Raw genomic sequence first — 24,001 nt, 5'->3', positions numbered from 1 at the left:
TTAAAATTCCGCAAGTTCACGCATTGCTTTTTCAACTTTATCTGGATTTACCATAAAGAATTTTTCCATTGTTGGTGCATATGGCATTGCTGGAACGTCTGGACCTGCAAGACGTGCGATTGGCGCATCTAAATCAAATAGACAGTTTTCAGCGATAATTGCTGCCACTTCACTCATAATGCTTCCTTCTTTATTGTCTTCTGTTACAAGAAGAACTTTACCTGTTTTAGAAGCTGCTTCAATGATTGCTTCTTTATCTAATGGATATACAGTACGTAAATCAAGAATGTGTGCAGAGATGCCATCTTGTGCTAACTTTTCAGCCGCTTGAAGAGCAAAATGAACACATAATCCGTACGTGATAACTGTAATATCATCACCTTCACGTTTTACATCTGCTTTTCCGATTGGTAATACGTAGTCATCCTCCGGTACTTCACCTTTAATTAAACGATATGCACGTTTATGTTCAAAGAATAATACTGGATCTTCATCACGAATGGCTGCTTTTAATAAGCCTTTTGCATCATATGGTGTAGAAGGGATAACGATTTTTAAACCTGGTTGGTTTGCAAACATCGCTTCTACAGATTGTGAATGATACAATGCACCGTGAACACCCCCGCCAAATGGTGCACGGATTGTAACTGGACAAGTCCAATCATTATTAGAACGATAACGAATTTTTGCTGCCTCAGAAACAATTTGGTTTACTGCTGGCATGATGAAATCAGCAAACTGCATTTCAGCGATTGGACGCATACCATACATTGCTGCACCAATTGCTACCCCAGCAATTGCAGATTCTGCAAGCGGTGCATCAAGCGCACGATCTTCACCAAATTGATCATACAAACCGTGTGTCGCTTTAAACACGCCACCTTTTTTACCAACATCTTCTCCTAAAACGAATACTTTCTCATCGCGTTCCATTTCTTCGCGCATTGCTAATGTAATAGCATCAATATAAGACATTACAGCCATGAAACGTTCCCCCCTATTCTGCGTATACGTGCTTCAATGCATCTTCAGGTGCTGCATACGGAGCATTTTCTGCATATTCTGTTGCTTCATTTACGATATGCATAATTTCGTCTAACATTTGTTTTTCGGATTCCTCAGTTAACACACCAGCTTCTTTTAAATAAGCTGCGAATGTTATAATTGAATCTTTTTTCTTTGCTTCTTCTACTTCTTCTTTATCACGATAAACACGATCATCATCGTCACTAGAATGTGCTGTTAAACGATATGATACTGTTTCAATTAAAGTTGGTCCTTCACCACGACGACCGCGATCTGCTGCTTCTTTTACAGCTTTATATACTGCAAGTGGATCGTTTCCGTCTATTGTATATCCAGGCATACCGTAACCAATCGCACGATCTGATACGTTTTTACATGCTAATTGTTTTTCGACTGGAATAGAGATTGCATATTTGTTATTTTCACACATAAAAATAACAGGTAGTTTGTGTACACCAGCAAAGTTTGCCCCTTCATGGAAGTCACCTTGGTTTGAAGAACCTTCTCCAAATGTAACGAACGTTACTAAATCTTTCTTCTCCATTTTTCCAGCTAGTGCAATACCAACTGCATGTGGTACTTGTGTTGTTACTGGAGATGAACCTGTAACAATACGATTTTTCTTTTGACCGAAGTGACCAGGCATTTGACGACCACCAGAGTTTGGATCTCCAGCTTTCGCAAAAGCAGACAACATAAGCTCTTTAGCTGTCATACCAAATGCTAGTACAACACCCATATCACGGTAGTATGGTAATGCATAATCTTTCTCTCTATCAAGAGCGAACGCCGCTCCAACTTGTGCAGCCTCTTGTCCTTGACAAGAAATTACGAATGGAATTTTACCAGCGCGGTTTAATAACCACATACGTTCGTCAATTTTACGTGCAAGTAACATCGTACGGAACATTTCTAATACTTGCTCATCACTTAAGCCAAGCTCTTCATGGCGCTTTTCTTTTACTTCTGCCATTTTTCATAACCTCCTAAATCCACATTTTTATGCGTGTAACGCTCTTCCATCTACAGCAAGTGCTGCTTCACCAATCGCCTCAGATAATGATGGATGCGGATGAATTGTATGTGCTACTTCCCAAGGTGTTGCATCAAGTACTCTTGCAAGACCCGCTTCAGAAATCATATCTGTTACATGTGGTCCAATCATATGAACACCAAGAATGTCATTTGTCTCTTCATCAACTACAAGTTTTACGAAACCATCTGATTCTCCGTATACAAGTGCTTTTCCGATTGCGCGGAATGAGAACTTACCTACTTTTAACTTATAGCCTTTTTCTTTCGCTTCTTGTTCTGTTAAACCGACAGAAGCAACTTCTGGACTGCTATATACGCATTTTGATACCATAGAGTAATCAATTGGTGTAACTTCTTTCCCTGCAATATGTTCTACTGCAGCAATTCCTTCATGAGAAGCAACGTGAGCAAGTTGCAGGCCACCGATTACATCTCCAATTGCGTAAATATGCGATTCTTTCGTTTGATAAAACTCATTTGTTTGAATGTATCCTTTTTCCACAACGATATCTGTGTTCTCTAAGCCAATATTTTGCGTATTCGCTTGTCTTCCTACAGATACAAGCATTTTTTCTGCTTTAAATTCTTTATTTTCACCGTTGTGTTCAGCTTGGATTGTTACTCCATTATCTTTTACCAATGTTTCTGGTAATACTTTTGCACCAGTTACCACTTTAATACCTTTTTTCTTAAATAGACGTTGCATTTCTTTTGAAACGTCTTGATCTTCTAGTGGTAATATTGTTTTTGCATACTCTAATACTGTAACTTCTACACCGAAGTCAGCAAGCATAGATGCCCACTCAATACCGATTACACCGCCACCAACGATAATAATCGAACTAGGAAGCGTTTCCATTTTTAGGGCATGATCTGAAGACATTACGTACTCTCCGTCTAATTCTAAACCTGGTAATGAATTTGGACGAGAACCTGTTGCAATAAGTACATTTTTTGGAATTAACATTTCATTCTCTTCTCCACTTGCAAGTTCAACTGAAATTGTCCCTGGCATCGGAGAGAAAATAGATGGGCCAAGAATACGGCCAATACCTTCAAACACATCAATTTTACCTTGTTTCATTAAGTGTTGAACGCCTTTATGAAGCTGCGTTACAATCTTCTCTTTACGCTCTTGTACTTTCGCAAAGTTTAGTTCTACATTGCTTGCAATAACTCCGAACTCTTCGCTTTTTTTAGCAGTTGCATATACTTCCGCACTACGTAAAAGAGCTTTACTAGGGATACATCCTTTGTGTAAACAAGTACCACCAAGATTTTCTTTTTCGACTAGTGCAGTTTTTAACCCTAGTTGTGATGCACGAATTGCAGCAACATATCCACCAGTACCGCCGCCAACGATGACTAAATCATATTCTTTTGCCATTATCTCAACCCCTAGCTACCGTTTCTTTTTCACGTACAACGTATTCTTTTGGAGCTTCTTCTTCACGTAATACACGAAGTGCTCCTTCTGCTAACGCTTCTAACTCATCTTCGCCTGGATGTACGATAACATCTGCAATCCAGTCCACTCGCTCTTTTATTTCATCGACAAGAATTTTACTGTATGCCAGTCCACCAGTTAATACGATTGCATCGATTTTCCCGTGAAGTACAGCGCTAGCTCCGCCAATCTCTTTTGCAACTTGATATGCCATTGCTTTATAAATAAGAGTTGCTTCAGGATCACCTTTTTCAACCATTTTCTCTACTTTAATCGCATCATTTGTACCGATTAAACTTACAAGTCCACCTTGTCCGACAAGCTTTTTAATCATTTCATCTCGGTAATACTCACCAGAGAAACACATTTCTACTAGTTGCCCTACTGGCACTGTACCAGCACGCTCTGGACTAAATGGTCCTTCTCCGTTTAAACCGTTATTCACATCGATTACTCTTCCTTTTTTATGAGCACCAACTGTAATACCACCGCCCATATGTGTAACTAATAAATTTAAATCCTCATATTTGTGGTTTAACTGTTCGGCTACTTTACGAGCAACTGCTTTTTGATTTAATGCATGGAAGATACTTTTACGTTCCATACCAGCAATACCACTTATACGAGCAACTGGCTCCATCTCATCTACAACGACAGGATCCACAATAAATGCAGGAATGTTTAATCCAGAAGCAATTTCATATGCTAAAATGCCTCCAAGGTTTGAAGCGTGATGACCGCTAAACCCATTTTTTAAATCTTCTAACATCGCATCGTTTACTGTATACGTACCGCCTTCGATTGGACGAAGTAATCCACCACGTCCACAAACAGCGTTTAATTTTGAAATGTTAATACCATGAGAATGTAGAACTTCTAAAATCGTTTCTTTTCGAAACTCATATTGGTCGATAATTCGCTTGTATTTCCCAATCTGTTCTACGTCATGACGAATCGTTTCTTCTAAAACGGGTCTTTCATTATCAAAAACACCAATTTTTGTGGATGTACTACCTGGGTTAATAACAAGAATTCGATTTACAGACAATGTTGCTACCTCCACTAATAAATTCAAAAGGAAGTGGAAACCTCATAAGAGGTAACCACGCCTTTTGTAAAAGTTATATATGAATGATTAGCGACGGCTAATAATATCGTGACCGTTGCGTAAGTAAGTGCTACGAGAATTTTTCAAGCTTGCAATGCGCTCTTCAGCTAGACGATCTGCCGCTACATAAGTTGCTATGCCATCGCGTTTTGAAATTTCGATTACTTTTGCAATTGTGTCATAAATAGACTCAACACGTTTTAGTGCACGTTCTCTATTGTATCCATATAATTCGTCTGCTACGTTAATTACGCCACCTGCATTAATTACATAATCTGGTGCGTATACAATACCCATTTCATGAATGATGTCACCGTGACGATTTTCTTTTAATTGGTTATTTGCAGAACCTGCGATTACTTTTGCTTTAAGTTGTGGAATAGTTTCATCATTAACTGTTGCGCCTAATGCACATGGTGCGTAAATATCGCATTCAACACCGTAAATTTCATTTGGTTCAACTGCTGATGCACCGAATTCTTCTACAGCACGTTGTACAGCTTCTTTATTAATATCTGTAACGATTAATTTTGCTCCTTCAGCGTGTAAATGTTTGCATAGGTGATATGCTACGTTACCAACGCCTTGAACAGCAATTACTTTTCCTTCTAAATTATCAGTACCGAAAGCTTCTTTTGCAGCTGCTTTCATACCACGGTAAACACCGTATGCAGTTACTGGAGATGGGTTACCAGAAGAACCGAATGATGGTGAGATACCTGTTACAAAGTCAGTTTCTTCATGGATAATATCCATATCATCTACTGTTGTACCAACATCTTCAGCTGTAATGTAACGTCCGTTTAGTCCTTGGATATAACGTCCTAGTGCACGGAACATTGCTTCGCTCTTATCTTTACGAGGATCACCGATAATTACTGTTTTCGCACCACCTAAGTTTAAACCAGCTGCTGCGTTTTTGTATGTCATCCCTTTTGCAAGACGCAATGCATCTTCAATCGCCGCTTCTTCAGAATCATATGTCCACATTCTTGTTCCACCAAGAGCCGGTCCAAGTGTTGTATCATGAATTGCAATAATTGCTTTTAAACCAGATTCTTTATCTTGACAAAATACTACTTGCTCATAATCATATTTTTCTAAGTATTCGAAGATTTCTAATGTCATTGTCGTTTCCCCCTAATGTTTTACCCTTTTTGGTTTATTTTGAAGCAGTCGCAACTGCCAATGCTAATGAATATACTTTTGTTTCTGCTGAATCAGCACGAGATGTTAAAACAATCGGTGCTTTTGCGCCAGCAATCATTGCTCCTACTTTTGCATCCGCAAAGTATACGAGTGATTTATATAGCACATTTCCAGCTTCAATCGTTGGGACGAGTAAAATATCTGCCTTACCTGCTACATCACTTACTATGCCTTTATGCTCTGCTGCAATTTGTGATACTGCATTATCTAAAGCAAGTGGTCCATCAACGATACAATCTTTAATTTGTCCGCGGCGATTCATTTGTGTTAACATCGCTGCATCAATTGTCGCCTGCATCGCTGGATTCACAACTTCTACTGCTGCGATTGGTGCCACTTTGGGCAAGTCGATTCCTATTGCCTGGGCAACTTCTACAGTATTTTGTATAATAGCAGCTTTTTGTGTTACGTCAGGTGCGATGTTCATCGCTGCATCTGTAACGAAAATAAGACGGTCGTAATTTTGAACTTCAAATGCTGCTACATGTGAAAGTACGCTACCTTTACGTAGGCCCCACTCTTTGTTTAACACAGCCTTCAAAATATTCGCTGTTGGGATGTTCCCCTTCATAAGCACATCTGCTTCACCATTTCTCACAGCTTTAACAGAAAGTTCTGCAGCTTCAGCACTAGACATTGCTGCAATCACTTCAACATGTTCTGAAGTTTGTAAACCATGTTCTTGTAGCATCCCCATTATTTTTTCTTGATTTCCATATAGACGAAATTGAGCTAGCTGTAATTTAATTGCTTTCGCTACAGCTTCAATTACTTCATGATCTTCAGCTACTGCTACAGCCACAGTTTTTTTAGGCTTTCCTGCTGCTTGATCAATTAAGTATTCTAACTTCATATTTTGTAATCAACCCTTTCCGTCGTCCCTCGTCTATTTATAAAGCAAATACCGTGCCAACTTTTAAAAGTGGTCTTACCAATAATGAAAACGCATTCAAAATGCAGTAAAATCAATACTTTGAAAAATAACGAAAGATTCTGTCTTATTTTGTCGCTTTTTGTATACCATGCAATAAATTGCACGGTGCGCAATTTATTGCATGCTATTTTTTGCATAGTCATACTTTTCTAGCTTGTAATATAAATTTCGAACGGAAATTCCTAACGCTTTTGCAGTTTGTGTTTTATTCCCATCAAATCTCTCCAAATATTCATAAATAATATTCCCTTCAAACTCTGTCACTAAATGTTCAAGTGGCTTTTCTTCTAATTCAGGTAATAAATGAGATTGCTTTGACTCCACCTGCTCTTCGTTATGTAATGGCGGTAAATGGTGTACATCAATATAGGTCTCGTTATAATTCATAAAGATAATAGCTCTCCCCAAAATATTTTCAAGTTCCCTCACATTTCCTGGCCATTCGTATGATTGTAAATATAAAACGGCTGAATCAGTGAGCCCTTCTACATTACGACCGTAATCTTGATTAATTTTTTGAATCAATCTGTCCGCAATTGTCGGTATATCTCCTTTACGTTGACGAAGAGATGGAATTTGAATTGGAATTTTATTTAATCGATAATATAAATCCTCCCTAAACTTCCCTTCTAGAATAGCCTTTTCTAAATTCACATGTGTCGCTGCAATTACTCGAACATTAATAGGTATCGCTTTCGTTCCACCAACTTTTACAATTTCTTTTTCCTGCAATACACGAAGGAGTTTCGCTTGTGTATTTGCAGACAACTCCCCTATTTCATCTAAAAAAATACTACCGTTATTCGCTTCCTCAAAGAACCCACGTTTCCCGCCTCTTTTCGCTCCAGAAAACGCCCCTTCCTCATAACCAAATAATTCACTTTCTAACAACGTCTCCGAAATGGCCGCACAGTTTACACGGACGAACTTATTGTATTTTCGATTACTTCCATTATGGATTGCATGTGCAAACAATTCTTTACCAGTCCCAGATTCCCCGCGTAACAGTACTGTTGCTGGTGTATTCGCTCCTAGCTTCGCCTGTTCGATAGCTGCCGTTGTTTCATCTGAATTTCCGACAATATCATCAAATGAATATTTCGCTTCTAATGTACGAATAATTTGCCTTGCTCTATTCAATTCATTTGTTAATTTTTGAATTTCCGACACGTCACGGATAACACCGACGCTTCCTTTCAATATTCCATCCACAATAACTGGTGCTACGTTTACAATTACATCTCGCTTTTTTTGCCCAATCTTCATATGTATTCCGCGCACCGCACGACGCGTTCGAAGTACTTTCATATGCATACTTTCGCCTTCTACAATATCAGTTGTAGCAGGCTTCCCAATAATATCTTCTTCTGTTAAACCCGTTAATTTCGTATATGCTGGGTTAATGACTAAACCTCTTCCTTTTTCATCCACAACCGAAATCGCTTCTTCAGATGAGTTAATAATTGCCTCTAATAGTGTTTGAATTTCTTTTAAGTCTGTAACTTCTTCCGCAAGATCTACAACTTCTGTTATATCTTTAAAAATTGCAAATGCCCCTTGTACCTCTCCTCCTTCTTTTAATATTGGAATACGCGTTGTAATAATTTTCTTTCCATTCTCTAATGTCAGTTCATAATTTACTTCTATTTGTTTCGTACGTATAATGCGAAGTAATTTACTAGTTGGAATGACTTCTAAAATATACTTTCCTATCGCCTCTTCTTTTTTATATCCGATAATACGCTCTGCACTTTTATTAAAAAGACGAACTTGTCCCTCTCGATCAATTACAATCATGCCGTCATGTGTAGAATTTAAAATTAATTCTCCTTGTTGCGTCTGTTCCTCTAACCGCCCAATTAGCTCTTCCTTCTCATGCGCTAATCCTGTAACAATTTTTGCGATATCACCTGGTATAAGAAGAGTGTCTTTTTTCTTTTTTTCTAATAAAACTTTATGTACATCATCTTCACCTGTCATATCAAATATTACATCGATATGCATAGAAAGAAATGGAGTTACACTTTCTCCAATTGCAATCCCGTATTCCTTAGCAATTTGTAGTCCTTTTGCCAACGGATTTATATCAATAATCCCTATAATTTGAAATATATTCGAACTTTGTAACAGATTCAGCAGCGCGCTCCCGCCTTCACCTGCACCAACAATTAATACTTTTTGTTTCATATATTACACTTCCTCTCGAAGTAACTCTGCAAATTTTTTCACACCCTTATCTTACTCGTTCAGCACCCTCTTGACAAACCCCCTTTCCGTATAACATCATTAAAATATACGAAATAATCTGAAAAGGAGCGTTATGTATGCAGCGTTACGTTGCTCTACTATTAGCACTCATCCCTATTTCATTAGCTGTGTTTGGTATAAAGTTAATGAGAGATACTGTATTCGGGATTCTATTTCCACCAATTTCTATACTGTGGTTACAATTTTTAATCGGCGCTCTCTGCTTCGCGCTCGGGTTTTATATCTTTGGTGGCTTCGTCTTGCACCGAGATCGCAAACGAAATAAAGTACAAGCTCGCTTTAGAAGATAGGAATACCCCACTATTTATAAATAAAAAAATGAGACCGTTACACGCGGTCTCATTTTTTTATTGGCAATAACGTTCTTGCCGTTTCAGGGTAATCAGTAATAATCGCCGATATATTCATATCAAAATATTTGCGCATAAGCGTTTCTTCATTAATTGTATAAGGGCGAACTTCTACACCACTTTCCATCGTTAGTTCGGCAATAGCATCTTGAAGATAACGATAATTCGGATGTACTGCTGTAGCCCCCATTTTTTTCGCGTATGCCCACGGACTATGCAAACCTTCGCGATATAAAATTGCTGTTTGAATATCAGGAGCCATCATATGGCACCGTTTCATACTGTAGTGATTAAACGAAGAAAATATAACACGATCCTCTAGACTAAATTTCCGTACAAGCGTTATAACTTCTTCCTCTAAACCTCTGTATGGAATTTTATTATTTTTAAGTTCAATATTAAGTAGCAAACTCGTTTGTTCAAGCCATTCTAATACCTCTTCTAAAATTGGTATTTTACAAAAACCTACTTTATCACCAAATTTATAACTTGCATCTAACTTGCATAAGTCCTCATATACATAATTCCGAACCGCACCTTTTCCATTTGTTGTCCGGTCCACCGTTTCATCGTGAATGACGACAACTTTTCCATCTTTCGTTAATTGAACATCAAGTTCAATTCCATCCGCTCTAAAAGACTCAGCTGCTTCAAATGAAATCATTGTATTTTCTGGGTACGTTCCAGCCGCACCACGATGTGCAAATATAAGAGTCATCCTCACTCCCCCAATCTTATGCTATACTATACGAAAAAGGAGGTACTTCTATGAGACCATTACAAATCTCTCCAGATACTGCAGTCCGCTTATCAAAAGCACTAGGTGTTCCACTTGAACAACTCATGCATATGCCGCAGCACATTTTAATTCAAAAACTAGTTGAATTAGAAAAACAAAATAAAGACGAAGAATAATACAGTCCTGTTTTTTGCAGGACTTTTTATTATTTTCTATTATATCACGGATGCCTTTCCTACTAAAATCCTTTAACAGATGTACTACGATGTGATTTAGCCGTTCCTTCATCATTTAATAATGAATCACATCTTTTCTTTTTTGTTACACGTCATAAAGAAAGCAGACCATTTATTTATAAGTCCCCATTGCGTCCTAAAAACACGATCATAAAAAAACTAGAAGCCCTTTATATTGTTTTTATTGAACGTGCGGAGCATCCCCTGATTCGTATAGTTCTTTCGCTTTTTCCTCCCCGAATGTAGTTAAAATATAATGTTGCTCTTCTAACGCATCCATTGCTCTAGTTGCTTTACAAACGCTATCTTCTTGAGCATCTGAGAAATAATTGTGATCTTCTACAATTTTACTAAAATCTTTTTTCGCCCATCTATCAGCAATTGCTAAAAGTTCATTTTTCTTCGCAAAGCTACTCTTATTTATAATTTCTTTTAATTTTTTAGTATTACTTTGAATCATTGGGATAGAGCCCGATTTTCGTTCTGCCACCACTTTTTGATGAGTCATGCGATGCATCGCTGTAATGACTTCGCTTTCAGTAGAATTTTCAGTAACATACACATCAACAAAGACCCCATCTACCTCTCTACCTACTATTGTTTGGTCTTCTTTTTTATCTATTTGAGCACTCACTTCTTTATCTACGGGATTATCTGCAAGTTCTAACATTCCAAATGTAACTGCAATAGCAAGAACTCCCATAGCTGCTACTATTCCTAGCCAAGTTGAAATTTTATTTTCCATTCCCCTTCTCCCTATCTATATCTATTTTATTGCCTTATAAAAAACTCACTTACATGTAATATTACTAAAAATAGGTTTTATTTTCCATACTATCAAATAATCTCTTTTTCTCAACAAAATAAAAAGACCAACGAATTATAACATTCATTGGTCTTTAAATAAAAAGTTCATTGGTTTTAAATTTGATATCGAGTATCAATTTCAAGAATTATTAAGCTTTACTAAAACTTAAATCCCTTACTACTTTTACTCTCAACTAGCTTTATGTTCAAGTCTCAGCTTATCCGCAACCATTGCGATAAACTCAGAATTCGTAGGTTTTGCTTTTGACATGGATACTGTATAACCGAATAAGGACGAAATAGAATCAATATTCCCACGGCTCCAAGCTACTTCAATTGCGTGACGAATTGCGCGCTCCACACGGCTTGCTGTTGTATTATATTTCTTTGCGATATCTGGATACAATACTTTCGTAATCGATCCTAATAATTCGATATCATTGTATACCATGGAGATTGCTTCTCGTAAATACATATATCCTTTAATATGAGCGGGTACACCAATTTCATGAATGATACTCGTAATACTCGCATCTAAGTTTTTCGGTTTTCCATCTACTGTTGTGGCTGATCGGAATGATGGTAGTGGACGCTTAATCATAGTGTTTGCTTTACCACTCACTTGACGAATATGACTCGTTAAATTCTCCATATCAAATGGTTTTAATATGAAATATGAGGCACCTAAGTCAACTGCTTTTTTCGTCACATCTTCTTGGCCAAATGCTGTCAACATAATTACGCTAGGCTGTTTTAACCTTTCAATATGTCGCATTTTCTCCAATACAGCTAAACCATCTAAGTGTGGCATAATAATGTCTAAAACGAGTACATCAGGTTGCTTATCTGTTAATAAGTTTAAACACTCTTGACCATTATAAGCAGTACCGATTACTTCCATATCATCTTGAGCGGCTACATAGCTCTCTAACATTGATACTAGTTCTTTATTATCATCCACAAGACATACTTTAATTTTCTCCACAGCTTTTCCTCCCTTACCGAATCGATTCTCCGACATGTGTATCCTTCTAGGCTACATGAATTGTTCGACAATTGTGTGAAAATTCCCTTTTAAAGTTTCTTACTTTCCGATAAAATCACAAAAAAATATGTTTATCGTTCATTTATTCCCTTTCGCAACACATTCCATCATAGAAATACAACGAAACGTTCAACCCTTTCCTTTTATTTTACAACAAAAAACACCTCTTGCGGAGCTTTTACAAAATTTCAACGAATTTTTCAACAGAAAAAGCGAGCTAATAATATATATTAGCTCGCTTTTTTCTCTTGATCATAAATATTAATTCCAGCTTGATGTAACATCCATTCAATATGAACACCATATCCTGATGTTGGATCATTTACAAATACATGCGTAACAGCACCAATTACTTTTCCATTTTGTACAATTGGACTTCCGCTCATTCCTTGTACGATACCGCCCGTTTTCGCTAATAGACGTTTATCTGTTACTTTTATTACCATACCCTTTGTGGCTGGGAATTTTTGCTGCACTGTACTAACAACTTCAATATCAAACGCTTCTACTTTATCTTGATCAATAACTGTTAATATTTTTGCCGGTCCTTCTTTTACTTGATGAGATAATGCGATAGGCATTGCTTTATCCATTATACCGTTTTTCATATTCGTATTTAATTTTCCAAAAATACCATATGGACTATTAATTGTAATATTGCCAATCACTTCACGGTCTGGTGAGAATCTTGCTAATTTCTCCCCTGGATTCCCATGACTACCTCTTTCAATTGATGTAACTGTCGAGCGCATAATTTGTCCATCTTCGACTTGAATCGGCTTTTTCGTATCATTATCAGAAATAACATGACCAAGTGCCCCATATTTCATAGAATCTGGATGAACAAATGTCATCGTTCCAATTCCAGCTGCCGAATCACGGATATACAAGCCAATTCGATAAGACGATTCACCGTTGTCTTTTTGTGGAGTTAGCTTCGTACGAATATATTTTCCATCTCTTAACAATACAAGATTAAGCGGTTCACCTGTTTCTCCACTATTATGAATAAACGGTGCTACATCACTCATTCTTTCAATTGTTTTACCATTAATTTCAGTAATCATATCTCCAATTTGTACACCTGCTGTTTCACCAGGAGATATTTTACCTTTTTCAGTTTGAATTAAATGATGGCCTACAACAAGTACACCTTTTGTATTTAATTTCACACCAATTGATTGTCCACCTGGAATCACTTTAAAATCTTTTAACACTTTCACATTTACTTTTTTCACTGGAAAACCAGCAAGCTGAAATACCATATCAGCTTCACCATTTTGATGAGAATTTACCATAAGTCCTTGTTTTTGTTCATTCGAACTCACTGTAAATACATGACGATTTGTGGATGAAGCTTTGAAAACTGGTAATGATGATATTTCTGATTGTTGTCCTTCAAAAACAACAAGTTGTTTCGGTGATGAAATAAACGTTCGAAGCGGTTTAAAACATCCAATAAAAACTAAAGAAACAAGGAGACAAAGACCTATTATTTTTCGAAATTTTTCTAATTTCAACTTGTTCACTCTCCTCGCTCCTACCCCACATTCAGCCTCTTGGCTTCACTTTTTAATCTCTCCTTGCAGTGCTTTATTTATAACCGGAAGAATTAAGAAATCGTCATTTGAGAAAAAAAGCTATCCATTACTGGATAGCCTCTGCTGTCTGTTTAAAATGATGCGCTTGCGTAAGTAATTCTTTCGCATGCTCTGTCGTTAAATCTGTGATTTCCACACCAGAAATCATTCGAGCTATTTCTGTTACTTTATCCTCCATAGTTAAAACAGTAACTGATGTAATTGTCCGATCATTCGCTACTTGTTTTCGAATAAATAAATGTGAATCCGCCATTGAAGCTACTTGAGGTAAGTGCGTAATACAAAGTACTTGCGAGTTTACTGATACTCGATAAATTTTTTCCGCAATAGCCTGTGCGACCCGGCCACTTACACCCGTATCCACTTCATCAAAAATAACAGATGCAACCCCTTGATGCTTAGAAAAAATGCTTTTTAAAGCTAAAATGATACGAGATAACTCTCCGCCAGAAGCAACCTTTGAAAGTGGTTTTAGCGGCTCTCCTGGGTTCGTTGAAATATAAAATTCCACATGATCGTAACCATCCGCCGTAAGTCTTACCGGCGCACCTTCCACAAGGGGCTCTTCTGCATTTCCTTCTCTCTTCATAATTCTCACTTCAAATTTCGTTTTTTCCATATATAATTCTTTTAATTCCTGATGAATTGCATTTGTAAGGTGTTCTGCAAGCTCATGACGCATATTACTTAACAACGTTGCTTCTTTCATAATAACACTTTCTAATTCCTTCAACTGTTTCTTCGTCGTTTCAATATGAACGTCTTTATTTTCAATCGTAAAAATTTCCTGTTCAATTTTATCAGCATACGCTAAAATCTCTTCTACATTATTTCCATATTTTCTCTTTAGCATACGAATTTCATTCAAACGTGTTTCGATTTCATCTAAACGATTTGGATCATATTCCATCATATCGAGCTTTTCCCTCAGTTGATAGGCAACCTCTTCTAATAAGTAATAGCTATTTGCAATTGAATCATGATTCTCTTGATACACATCATCTAAATGTGTAATACTTTCCATTTGCCCCATTGCACTTCTTACATTATCTAATCCTTGTCCGTCGGCACTTAAAGAACGATATGCATCACCTAACGCTTTATAAATCTTTTCAAAATTAGAAATTTGCAATCGTTCCTCAGTTAATTCATTTTCTTCATCCATCTTTAAATCCGCCTTGCGAATTTCCTCGTGCTGAAATTGAATTAAATCTAAGCGATGTGCCATTTGTTGCTCATTTTCACTTAACGATTTCAATTGTTTTTTTAATTTTTCATAGTCAGCGTATACGTTTTGATATATGTCTAATTGTTTAACGATTCGATCCCCATCAAAGTGATCAAGCATAAACAGATGTCGTTCTTCATTCATTAAATCTTGCGTTTCGTGCTGTCCATGAATATCAACAAGTGTTTTCCCAATTTCTTTTAATATGCTAAGTGTAACAAGCTTCCCATTTACACGACATACACTCTTCCCGTTCGCAGCAATATCACGCTTTAAAATAATCATACCATCTTCTATTTCTATATCTAACTCTTCTGCCTTTTCAATACATGGATGCTTCTCATCTTCAACATAAAATAGCCCTTCAATCTCAGCCTTTTCTGTTCCATATCGAACAAATTCTGCTGACCCACGGCCACCTACAAGTAAACTAATTGCATCAATAATAATCGATTTTCCGGCCCCTGTTTCACCGCTTAAAACCGTTAAACCTTTTTGAAAAGAAATATTTAATGCTTCAATAATAGCAAAGTTTCTAATCGATAATTCCGATAACAATGCCCCATTCACCTCGTTATAAAATAATCCCTTACTAAAGGATTTTCTCAGTTCTTCATTCAAATAATCATGCTATATATTTGTATGTATATACTCTTCTAACCCGCTTCATTGTACCAAACATTTGTTTTACGGGTCAATCCATCTATTTTTTAACTTTATGCAAACAAAATATTATATTACAATTGAAAATTCATATTTTTAACCAATAAAAATATCTTGTTCACTTTCCACTTTACGATGGAAAGCAAACAAGATTTTTTGTTACAACATATTTAAGAAACGATCAGAGACAACACCTGTATCGTCAGGTGTACGGCAAATAATTAAGCAAGTATCATCACCACAGATGGTTCCGATGATCTCATCCCACTCTAAATGATCAATAAGTGCTCCAAGTGAATGAGCGTTACCAGGCAATGTTTTTAGCACAAGCATATGTCCTGCCGTGTCTAATTTTACAAATGAATCCACTAGATTTCGTTTTAATTTTTGTAACGGGTTAAATCGTTGATCTGCTGGCAAGCTATATTTATAGCGCCCATCATGTAATGGCACCTTCACTAAGTGCAGTTCTTTAATATCGCGCGATACTGTTGCTTGCGTTACATTAAATCCCTCATTACGTAAAATATCAACTAATTCATCTTGTGTTTCAATTTCTTTGTTTGCAATAATTTCCCTGATTTTAATATGGCGCTGACCTTTATTCATACATTTGCACCTCACACTATCTCTTACCATAGTTTAAACATTGGTATACTTCACTTATTTATGTTAACTTATAATTCGTTTCTTGTACACAATTGTTTTTACAATCATTATACAATTACAGCAAAAAGAGGAACAACATATGTTATTCCCCTTTCCCTTTTTGTTTTAGAACGTCATGCGCTTCTGTAACAACTTGCTCTATAGAAATCGGAGAATGATTTTCGCCATTCTCACGTTCACCATGCCATTTCAGATGAATTAAAAATTCAATATTACCATCCCCACCCGTAATTGGTGAGAATGTTAAACCTTCCACATCATAGCCTTCTTTTAAAGCAAACTCGACAATCATTTCTACAACAGCTTCATGTACTTTTCTATCACGAACGATACCTTTTTTCCCAACTTGCTCTCTTCCAGCTTCAAACTGCGGTTTAATTAACGCTGCTACATCTCCGTTAGGCATAAGCATTGTTTTTAAAACTGGCAGTATAAGCTTTAATGATATAAATGAAACATCAATACTTGCAAATTGAGGTAAACCACGTTCTAAGTCTGCTGGTGTCACGTAACGGAAGTTTGTTCGTTCCATTACAACAACACGCTCATCTTGACGTAATTTCCACGCTAGTTGATTGTATCCTACATCTAATGCATAAGATAATTTCGCTCCATTTTGAAGCGCGCAATCTGTAAAGCCACCAGTTGATGAACCAATATCTATCATAACTTTATCTTGTAAATCAAGATGAAATGTCTCTAATGCCTTTTCAAGTTTATAACCACCACGACTTACATACGGCATAACTTGTCCCTTCACCGTAATCTCAGTATCTTGCGAGATTTTCTCTCCTGGCTTATCAAGTCTCATCTCATTTGCATATACGAGTCCGGCCATAATGGCGCGCTTTGCTTTCTCACGCGTTTCTATAAGTCCTCGCTCTACTAATAGTACATCTACTCTTTCTTTTTTTACGCTCATTTGTTACGCCCTTTTTTGTTTTGATGGAATCATTGTATGAATACGGTCTACAACAGCATCTGTCGTTAAACCAATTTCTTCTAATAATTTTGTTACACTTCCGTGCTCTATGAAGCGGTCTGGAATACCCATTCGTTCAACTAATGCACTATGGTAACCATTTTCAGATGCAAATTCAACTACTCCTGTTCCAAAACCACCGATTAAACAAGCTTCTTCAATCGTTAAAATCGGTATATTCTTTCCTAGAAGATCATGTAAATATGCTTCATCCATTGGTTTAATAAAGCGAGCATTCACTACTTTCACTGAAACCCCAGCTTTTTCAAGACGCTCAGCTGCTTCCATTGCCATTGGTATTGTCGTACCAAACGTTAAAATAGCTGCTTGTGTACCCTCTTTTAACGTCTCCCACGTACCGATTGGAATCGCCTTTAATTCTTTATCCATATGAACGCCAAGTCCATTACCGCGAGCATAACGCAATGCGATTGGTCCATCTTCATATTGCATCGCCGTATAAACTAAATGTTGCCCTTCATTTTCATCTTTCGGCATCATAAGCACCATATTCGGCAAGTGACGTAAGAATGAGATATCAAATACGCCTTGATGCGTTTCACCATCTGCTCCTACTAATCCCGAGCGATCTATTCCGATGAAAACATTTAAATTTTGGCGGCATATATCATGAACAACTTGGTCATATGCTCTTTGTAAAAATGTTGAATAAATCGCTAAGAATGGCTTCATTCCTTGCGTTGCCATACCTGCTGCCATTGTTGTAGCATGCTGTTCTGCAATACCTACATCAATCATACGATCTGGGAATTCTTTTTGGAATTTCTCAAGTTTTGATCCAACAGGCATTGCAGGTGTAATTGCTACGATACGCTCATCCGCTCTCGCTAGCTTAAGTACTGTTTCACTAACAACAGCACTCCATGCTGGTGCAACTTCTTTCGGCTTAACGAAGTCACCTGATTCAATTTTATAAGGTCCTGTTCCATGCCAAGTTCCAATAACGTCACTCTCAGCCGGTTTATAACCTTTTCCTTTTTTCGTAATAACGTGAACAAGCACTGGGCCTTTTGTTTTCTTTGCATATTGCAACGTTTCGAATAACTTTTCATAATCATGCCCATCGACTGGACCTAAATATGTAAAGCCTAACTCTTCGAAAAAGACACCAGATACTAGTAAATATTTAAGACTATCTTTTATTTTCTCTGCTGTCGCAGCCACTTTCCCGCCAACTGCTGGGATTTTCTTTAATATATACTCTAATTCATCTTTTACCCAGTGATATTTTCCTGCGGTACGTAAACGACCGAGCACATTATGAAGCGCACCAACGTTTGGTGCAATTGACATTTCATTATCATTCAAAATAACAATCATGTCTGTTTTTTCATGTCCAATATGGTTCAATGCCTCTAAAGCCATTCCGCCTGTTAAAGCACCATCTCCAATAATTGGTATAACATATTCTTTCGTTTTCTTTAAATCACGTGCCAGAGCCATTCCCATTGCAGCCGATAACGAAGTCGAGCTATGACCAGTTTCCCATACATCGTGCTCACTCTCGCAACGTTTCGGGAAACCACATAGACCTTGATATTGCCTTAATGTACCAAACTCTTTCGCACGTCCAGTTAAAATTTTATGTACATAGGATTGATGTCCTACATCCCATAAAAATTTATCTTGCGGGCTATCAAATAATTTGTGCAGAGCAATTGTGAGTTCTACTACACCTAAATTAGGTGCAATATGTCCACCTGTTTGAGAGAGCTCTTCAATTAAAAACTTACGAATATCCTCACTCAATCCCTCTAGTTCACTGATAGACATATCTTTCAAAAAACTAGGGTTTTGAATTTGCGTTAGATCCACATGGATCACTCACTTTCATTTCATAATCTGTCAACATGTCAAATATTATAAAAAACATTTACACAAAACAAGAAATTCTCTTTTCTATTTTTCGTCTTGTCCCGCTATTAACCAGTCTATTGCGCCCTAATCCTATTATAAACCATATTTCTTTAGGCGATGAAAAAAATAGCCGCTAACACGAAGTGATAACGGCAATGTAATCTACATATATTTTTGCCAATAACAAGAAAAGAAAAACCTTTTCCTACATTTATATCATAAAATGATGAATGACTCAACAAATGAAAACGCTGTTATATTAGTTATTACGTTTTGCAATCAAATCACAAATAGATAGTAAATATTCATCTTGTAATTGCAAGGAACTAATCGCACCTTTTGCTTCTGCAATTGTTTCTTCTAAAATATCTTTTGCTCTATCTACAGTAAACAACGTTGTATATGTGCTCTTTTCATTAGAAAGATCGCTACCAATCGGTTTTCCAATCTCTTCTTCAGTTCCTTCGACATCTAAAATATCATCTCGAATTTGGAAAGCTAGACCGATATATTTGGCAAACGTAAGCAACTTTTCTTCTTGCTCTTCTGTCGCATCAGAAAGTATCGCACCCGCAAGTACAGCAAATTCAAGCAGTTTTCCGGTCTTATGTTTATGGATGTACTCCAATTCATCAATCGTAAGGCGTTTCCCTTCAGCTTCCATATCTGCCACTTGTCCGCCAACCATTCCTTCTGGTCCTGCTGCTTTTGCAAGTTCAAGTACAAGTCTTACTTTTTTTTCGGCAGAAATTTCTTTTTGCTCATATGCCATAATAACTTGAAAAGCATACGTCAATAAGCCATCTCCTGCTAAAACTGCCATCGCTTCACCAAATACTTTGTGATTTGTGGGCTTTCCTCTTCTTAAATCATCATCATCCATACAAGGTAAATCATCATGAACTAATGAATATGTATGAATCATTTCAAGAGCACAAGCTGCACCTACTCCAAGATTTCTTTCTTTCCCAAACGCTTGTAATGTTGCAAACAAAAGTAACGGGCGGAGACGTTTTCCACCCGCTTCCAAAGAATATGCCATCGCTTCACGAAGTACATTTGGACATTGTAATTCATTTGCATAGCTTACAAGTTTTTCTTCTACGAAAGTTTTACTTTCTTTCAAAAAAGTATCAAAAGCAATCGTCACTATGCTTCATCTCCTAAAGCAGTAAACGGTTCAAGCTCTCCATCTTCCCCAAGAATAACTGCCATTTGTTCTTGTACATTCTTCAGCTTCTCATCACAAAGCTTAGATAATTCCATACCTTCTTTAAAATAAGAAATCGCTTCTTCTAAAGGTACGTCACCTTGTTCTAGCTTAGAAACAAGATGCTCAAGTTGCGAAATTGCCTCTTCAAAGCTTAATTTATTTTCCATTATTCAATTCACGCTCCTCTATGCCTGATACGCTACAATCTAGTATTCCATCTTGTAATTGAACTGAAACAGCATCTCCAAGGCTTACATCTTTCACACTTTTTAACACTTGCTTCTCTTCATCATATACAAGCCCGTACCCTCTCATCATTACTTTAAGCGGACTTAACGCTTCAAGTTTTTGAGCAGCTCTTACAAAGGCAAATTCTTTCGTTTGAAGTAACGTTTGCATTTCACGTTGTAATTGCTTTTGCAACGTTTCAACAGCTACCTTCGTTTGCATAATTTTTTGAGATGGGTGGTGCTTCTCTAAATAAAATGAAAGTTGCTTTAACTGATTCACCTTTTTATCAATATAGCGCTCTTTCGCTAAAACAAGCTGTTCTAGCGCTCTATCTAATTGCTCTTCCTTTTGCTCATATACTTGTCTTGGATAACGGAACGCATACGATTTTTGCAACACTTGTAGTTTTTCTTCTTTTTTATGTACTAACTCTCTCATTGCTCTTTGCAATCTCAGAGTTCTTTGTAATACCTTTTCTTGTAACTCTATAATGTTAGGTGCTGCCAGCTCAGCTGCTGCAGTCGGTGTTGGCGCGCGTAAATCTGCAACAAAATCTGCGATTGTAAAATCCGTTTCATGGCCTACTGCCGAAATAATAGGAATTTCACTCTTAAAGATTGCTCTTGCAACCATTTCCTCATTGAAAGCCCATAATTCCTCAATAGAACCTCCACCACGACCAACGATTAGTACATCTATCTCTCCCATTTCATTCGCTGTACGAATCGCTTGTACAATCGAGGGAGCCGCTGACTCCCCTTGTACAAGTACCGGAAATACAATAACATTCCCAATTGGATAACGACGTTTAATCGTTGTTATAATATCACGAATCGCTGCTCCTGTTGGCGACGTAATCACACCTATTGTTTTAGCGTAAGGAGGAATCGCTTTTTTATAAACTTGAGAAAAAAGTCCTTCTTCTTCTAAACGAACTTTTAACTGTTCGTACGCTAAATGTAAATTCCCGACTCCGTCAGGCTGCATGTCTTGAATATAAATTTGATAAGAACCACTCGCCTCGTAAACAGAGATTTTCCCTTTCACGAGTACCTTCATCCCATTTTCAGGTTTGAATTTAATATTACGATTATGGCCCGCAAACATAACCGCTGCGATTCTTGCATTTTCATCTTTCAATGTAAAATACATGTGGCCACGGCTATGATTTTTAAAGTTGGAAATTTCACCTTTTAACCAAACAGACTGCAAATGCGGATCATATTCTATTTTTGTTTTTATATAGCGTGTTAACGCTGTAACGGTTAAATATTGCTTCTCCATTTCTCTCTCCTCATAGCCGACTCAAATTATTTACAAACGACACCTGCACGTTTGGCAGATTCAACAGTATTATGAAGAAGCATTGTGATTGTCATTGGACCAACACCCTTTGGCACAGGTGTAATGTAACCCGCAACATCTAACACATTGTCAAAGTCAACATCACCACAAAGTTTTCCTGTTTCTAAACGGTTAACACCAACGTCAATTACAACCGCTCCTTCTTTAATATAATCCGCTGTTATCATTTTAGGTCGTCCAACAGCTACGATTAAAATATCAGCTAACTTCGATAACTCTTTCATATTTTGCGTCTTAGAATGACAATATGTTACAGTGGCATTTTCATTTAAAAACAATTGTCCCACTGGTTTACCGACAATATTACTTCTTCCAATTACTACTACATGTTTTCCAGAAATATCAAGATTTGTTTCTTTTACTAATTCTACAATACCATGCGGTGTACATGGAAGGAATGTATCTTGTCCCGTCATCATACGTCCCACGCTGATTGGGTGAAATCCGTCTACATCCTTTTCTGGTGAAATTCTTTCAATGATAGCTTTTTCTTCAATATGTTTTGGTAAAGGTAATTGCACTAATATGCCATTAATACGGTCATCTCCATTTAAGCGATCGATTTCAGCAAGCAAACGTTCCTCAGTAATTGTTTCAGGAAGTTCAATTAGCTCTGAGTAAATCCCTACTTGTTCACAGCCTTTTTCTTTTCCTTTCACATAAGAACGAGATGCTGGATCTTCTCCAACTAAAATAACTGCTAATCCTGGTACAATACCTTGCTCTTTCAACTTCACAACTTCTTCTGTTAATTGTGCTCGTTTTTTCTCCGCAACTTCATTTCCTTTGATGATTACTGCTACCATTTTAAGATTCCCCCTTAAAGAATTTACAGTGTATCTTTTATATTAGATAAAACGCCGTTAATAAAACGACGAGATTCCTCATCCCCAAATGTTTTTGCAATTTCAATTGCTTCGTTAATTGTTACGTTGTGTGGAATTTCTTCCATGTACTTCATTTCATACACAGCTACACGTAAAATACTGCGATCAACAATACTAATACGCTCAAGCTTCCACTTTTTTAAGTTTTGACGAATCGCTTCATCGATTGCTTCTTTATTTTCTACAAAACCTACTACAAGTGACTCTAGAAACTCATTTGTTTCTTCGCCTTCATCCAGCGTGTTTTCCACTGCTACTTTCGGTTCTAATTCACCTGTAATATCCATTTGGTATAATGCTTGCATTGCTCTTTCTCTAGCCGTCCTACGTTTCATTGTAACTCTCCTTTATGCTTCAAGTCTTTCCTTATACTTTGTTATATTATTATAATTTATAAGCCGTCAATTCACTTACTCTTACAGTTTTCATTGATTTTCCAACCTTATAATACAATGATAATAACACAATTTATCGTTTCACACACGGGTTACAAGGCTGAAAAATAATAAAAAGATTAACTTCAAGTTCCATATCTTATCACAATGTACGTTTTTTGGAAAAACGACACATTTTCTTGTTTATTTCTTATTTTTTGAAATAGTATAATAATTAGAGGGTTGTAATTTGTGAAGAAATGAAACGATAAAAAAGATGCCTATGTTACTAGGCACCTTTTCATTCTTACACTGGTTCGATTTCTGTTTTTTGTGTTTCGAATGTTACGCCAACGATGTGAACATTCACTTCTTTTGGCTCAAGTCCTGTCATTGTAAAGAGTGCTTGGCGAATATTGTCTTGAATCTTTTGTGCAACAACTGGAATTGCTACACCAAAATACATTACAACATAAAGGTCAACGATAATATCTTCGTTTGCTAATTCAACCTTTACACCTTTACCATGATTTTTCTTACCTAACTTCTCAACAACATCTGTAGCAAAATTACCGCGCATTGCCGCTACACCTTCTACTTCAGCAGCTGCAATACCTGCAATTACTTCAATTACTTCTGGTGCAATTTCTACTTTACCAAGAGTTGTATCTTGACCCATATCTAACATATGTTCAGCCATGAAAAA

General features: G+C 37.0%; 23 protein-coding genes. 2 read left to right on the top strand and 21 right to left on the bottom strand.

All coding sequences use genetic code 11. The features are described 5' to 3' along the window. The 7 genes from bfmBAB to ACK1U5_RS18780 form a co-directional block, all read right to left on the bottom strand. Positions 1-984, bottom strand: coding sequence for a 3-methyl-2-oxobutanoate dehydrogenase subunit beta (gene bfmBAB, locus ACK1U5_RS18810; RefSeq protein ID WP_000290071.1), 984 nt, complete (start codon positions 982-984; stop codon positions 1-3). Positions 985-997: 13 nt separating this feature from the next. Continuing rightward, positions 998-1,999 (bottom strand): 3-methyl-2-oxobutanoate dehydrogenase subunit alpha, encoded by a 1,002-nt coding sequence (gene bfmBAA / locus ACK1U5_RS18805; protein ID WP_000852551.1) that lies wholly within the window; start codon positions 1,997-1,999, stop codon positions 998-1,000. A gap of 27 nt (positions 2,000-2,026) precedes the next feature. Continuing rightward, a complete protein-coding gene (gene lpdA, locus ACK1U5_RS18800) occupies positions 2,027-3,448 on the bottom strand; it encodes a dihydrolipoyl dehydrogenase (RefSeq protein WP_001051289.1) in 1,422 nt (473 codons plus the stop codon). A gap of 4 nt (positions 3,449-3,452) precedes the next feature. Continuing rightward, positions 3,453-4,556, bottom strand: a complete 1,104-nt coding sequence (gene buk / locus ACK1U5_RS18795; protein ID WP_000115780.1) for a butyrate kinase — start codon at positions 4,554-4,556, stop codon at positions 3,453-3,455. Positions 4,557-4,643: 87 nt separating this feature from the next. Beyond that, positions 4,644-5,744: a leucine dehydrogenase gene (locus tag ACK1U5_RS18790; protein ID WP_000171357.1), complete on the bottom strand. Its 1,101-nt coding sequence runs from the start codon at positions 5,742-5,744 to the stop codon at positions 4,644-4,646. Between the two features lie 34 nt (positions 5,745-5,778). Next, positions 5,779-6,678, bottom strand: coding sequence for a phosphate butyryltransferase (gene yqiS / locus ACK1U5_RS18785; protein ID WP_000764670.1), 900 nt, complete (start codon positions 6,676-6,678; stop codon positions 5,779-5,781). Positions 6,679-6,873: 195 nt separating this feature from the next. Beyond that, positions 6,874-8,946: a sigma-54 interaction domain-containing protein gene (locus ACK1U5_RS18780; protein ID WP_069605395.1), complete on the bottom strand. Its 2,073-nt coding sequence runs from the start codon at positions 8,944-8,946 to the stop codon at positions 6,874-6,876. Between the two features lie 137 nt (positions 8,947-9,083). Between ACK1U5_RS18780 and ACK1U5_RS18775 the strand changes: the two genes are divergently transcribed. After that, positions 9,084-9,317 carry a DUF2627 domain-containing protein gene (locus tag ACK1U5_RS18775; RefSeq protein ID WP_001190210.1) on the top strand — a complete coding sequence of 78 codons (234 nt, stop codon included), beginning with the start codon at positions 9,084-9,086 and terminating at the stop codon, positions 9,315-9,317. Between the two features lie 49 nt (positions 9,318-9,366). On the opposite strand, the gene ACK1U5_RS18770 is transcribed toward ACK1U5_RS18775, so the two are convergent. After that, entirely contained in the window at positions 9,367-10,095 is a 729-nt protein-coding gene (locus ACK1U5_RS18770; protein WP_000172572.1) for a glycerophosphodiester phosphodiesterase, read from the bottom strand. Positions 10,096-10,145: 50 nt separating this feature from the next. Between ACK1U5_RS18770 and ACK1U5_RS18765 the strand changes: the two genes are divergently transcribed. Beyond that, positions 10,146-10,292 carry a YycC family protein gene (locus tag ACK1U5_RS18765; RefSeq protein WP_001247671.1) on the top strand — a complete coding sequence of 49 codons (147 nt, stop codon included), beginning with the start codon at positions 10,146-10,148 and terminating at the stop codon, positions 10,290-10,292. Between the two features lie 241 nt (positions 10,293-10,533). Here ACK1U5_RS18765 and ACK1U5_RS18760 read toward each other — a convergent pair whose 3' ends face one another. The 13 genes from ACK1U5_RS18760 to ACK1U5_RS18700 form a co-directional block, all read right to left on the bottom strand. Next, on the bottom strand, positions 10,534-11,097 hold the full coding sequence (locus tag ACK1U5_RS18760) for a PRK06770 family protein (protein WP_000428232.1): 564 nt from the start codon (positions 11,095-11,097) through the stop codon (positions 10,534-10,536). Between the two features lie 252 nt (positions 11,098-11,349). After that, positions 11,350-12,144 (bottom strand): sporulation transcription factor Spo0A, encoded by a 795-nt coding sequence (spo0A, locus tag ACK1U5_RS18755; RefSeq protein WP_021727703.1) that lies wholly within the window; start codon positions 12,142-12,144, stop codon positions 11,350-11,352. Positions 12,145-12,434: 290 nt separating this feature from the next. Further along, the gene (gene spoIVB / locus ACK1U5_RS18750) at positions 12,435-13,733 is read right to left on the bottom strand and encodes a SpoIVB peptidase (RefSeq protein WP_002000940.1); all 1,299 of its coding nucleotides are present in this window, start codon (positions 13,731-13,733) and stop codon (positions 12,435-12,437) included. 118 nt (positions 13,734-13,851) lie between these two features. Continuing rightward, entirely contained in the window at positions 13,852-15,591 is a 1,740-nt protein-coding gene (gene recN / locus ACK1U5_RS18745) for a DNA repair protein RecN (protein WP_000947763.1), read from the bottom strand. A gap of 264 nt (positions 15,592-15,855) precedes the next feature. Beyond that, positions 15,856-16,305 (bottom strand): arginine repressor ArgR, encoded by a 450-nt coding sequence (gene argR, locus ACK1U5_RS18740; RefSeq protein WP_001032580.1) that lies wholly within the window; start codon positions 16,303-16,305, stop codon positions 15,856-15,858. 142 nt (positions 16,306-16,447) lie between these two features. Next, entirely contained in the window at positions 16,448-17,287 is an 840-nt protein-coding gene (locus tag ACK1U5_RS18735) for a TlyA family RNA methyltransferase (RefSeq protein WP_000111874.1), read from the bottom strand. Positions 17,288-17,290: 3 nt separating this feature from the next. Beyond that, positions 17,291-19,183 carry a 1-deoxy-D-xylulose-5-phosphate synthase gene (dxs, locus tag ACK1U5_RS18730; protein WP_000366454.1) on the bottom strand — a complete coding sequence of 631 codons (1,893 nt, stop codon included), beginning with the start codon at positions 19,181-19,183 and terminating at the stop codon, positions 17,291-17,293. Between the two features lie 301 nt (positions 19,184-19,484). Continuing rightward, a complete protein-coding gene (gene ispA, locus ACK1U5_RS18725; protein ID WP_000150374.1) occupies positions 19,485-20,375 on the bottom strand; it encodes a (2E,6E)-farnesyl diphosphate synthase in 891 nt (296 codons plus the stop codon). Next, on the bottom strand, positions 20,375-20,605 hold the full coding sequence (gene xseB, locus ACK1U5_RS18720) for an exodeoxyribonuclease VII small subunit (RefSeq protein ID WP_000428423.1): 231 nt from the start codon (positions 20,603-20,605) through the stop codon (positions 20,375-20,377). The genes ispA and xseB overlap by 1 nt, the downstream gene beginning before the upstream one ends. After that, entirely contained in the window at positions 20,595-21,953 is a 1,359-nt protein-coding gene (xseA, locus tag ACK1U5_RS18715; protein ID WP_000415249.1) for an exodeoxyribonuclease VII large subunit, read from the bottom strand. Before xseA ends, xseB begins: the two co-directional genes overlap by 11 nt. 26 nt (positions 21,954-21,979) lie before the next feature. Continuing rightward, complete coding sequence (gene folD, locus ACK1U5_RS18710; RefSeq protein ID WP_000226732.1) at positions 21,980-22,840, bottom strand: bifunctional methylenetetrahydrofolate dehydrogenase/methenyltetrahydrofolate cyclohydrolase FolD; 861 nt, start codon at positions 22,838-22,840, stop codon at positions 21,980-21,982. A 23-nt stretch (positions 22,841-22,863) separates the two neighbouring features. Next, positions 22,864-23,256, bottom strand: coding sequence for a N utilization substance protein NusB (gene nusB / locus ACK1U5_RS18705; RefSeq protein WP_000830247.1), 393 nt, complete (start codon positions 23,254-23,256; stop codon positions 22,864-22,866). A gap of 346 nt (positions 23,257-23,602) precedes the next feature. Then, positions 23,603-23,995 carry an Asp23/Gls24 family envelope stress response protein gene (locus ACK1U5_RS18700; RefSeq protein WP_000807630.1) on the bottom strand — a complete coding sequence of 131 codons (393 nt, stop codon included), beginning with the start codon at positions 23,993-23,995 and terminating at the stop codon, positions 23,603-23,605. Between the last annotated feature and the right edge of the window lie 6 nt (positions 23,996-24,001).

The sequence above is a fragment of the Bacillus sp. XB1 genome, from assembly GCF_053557995.1.
Note: the sequence above shows the minus strand (reverse complement) of the source record. Positions and strands in the feature narration are given on the sequence as shown.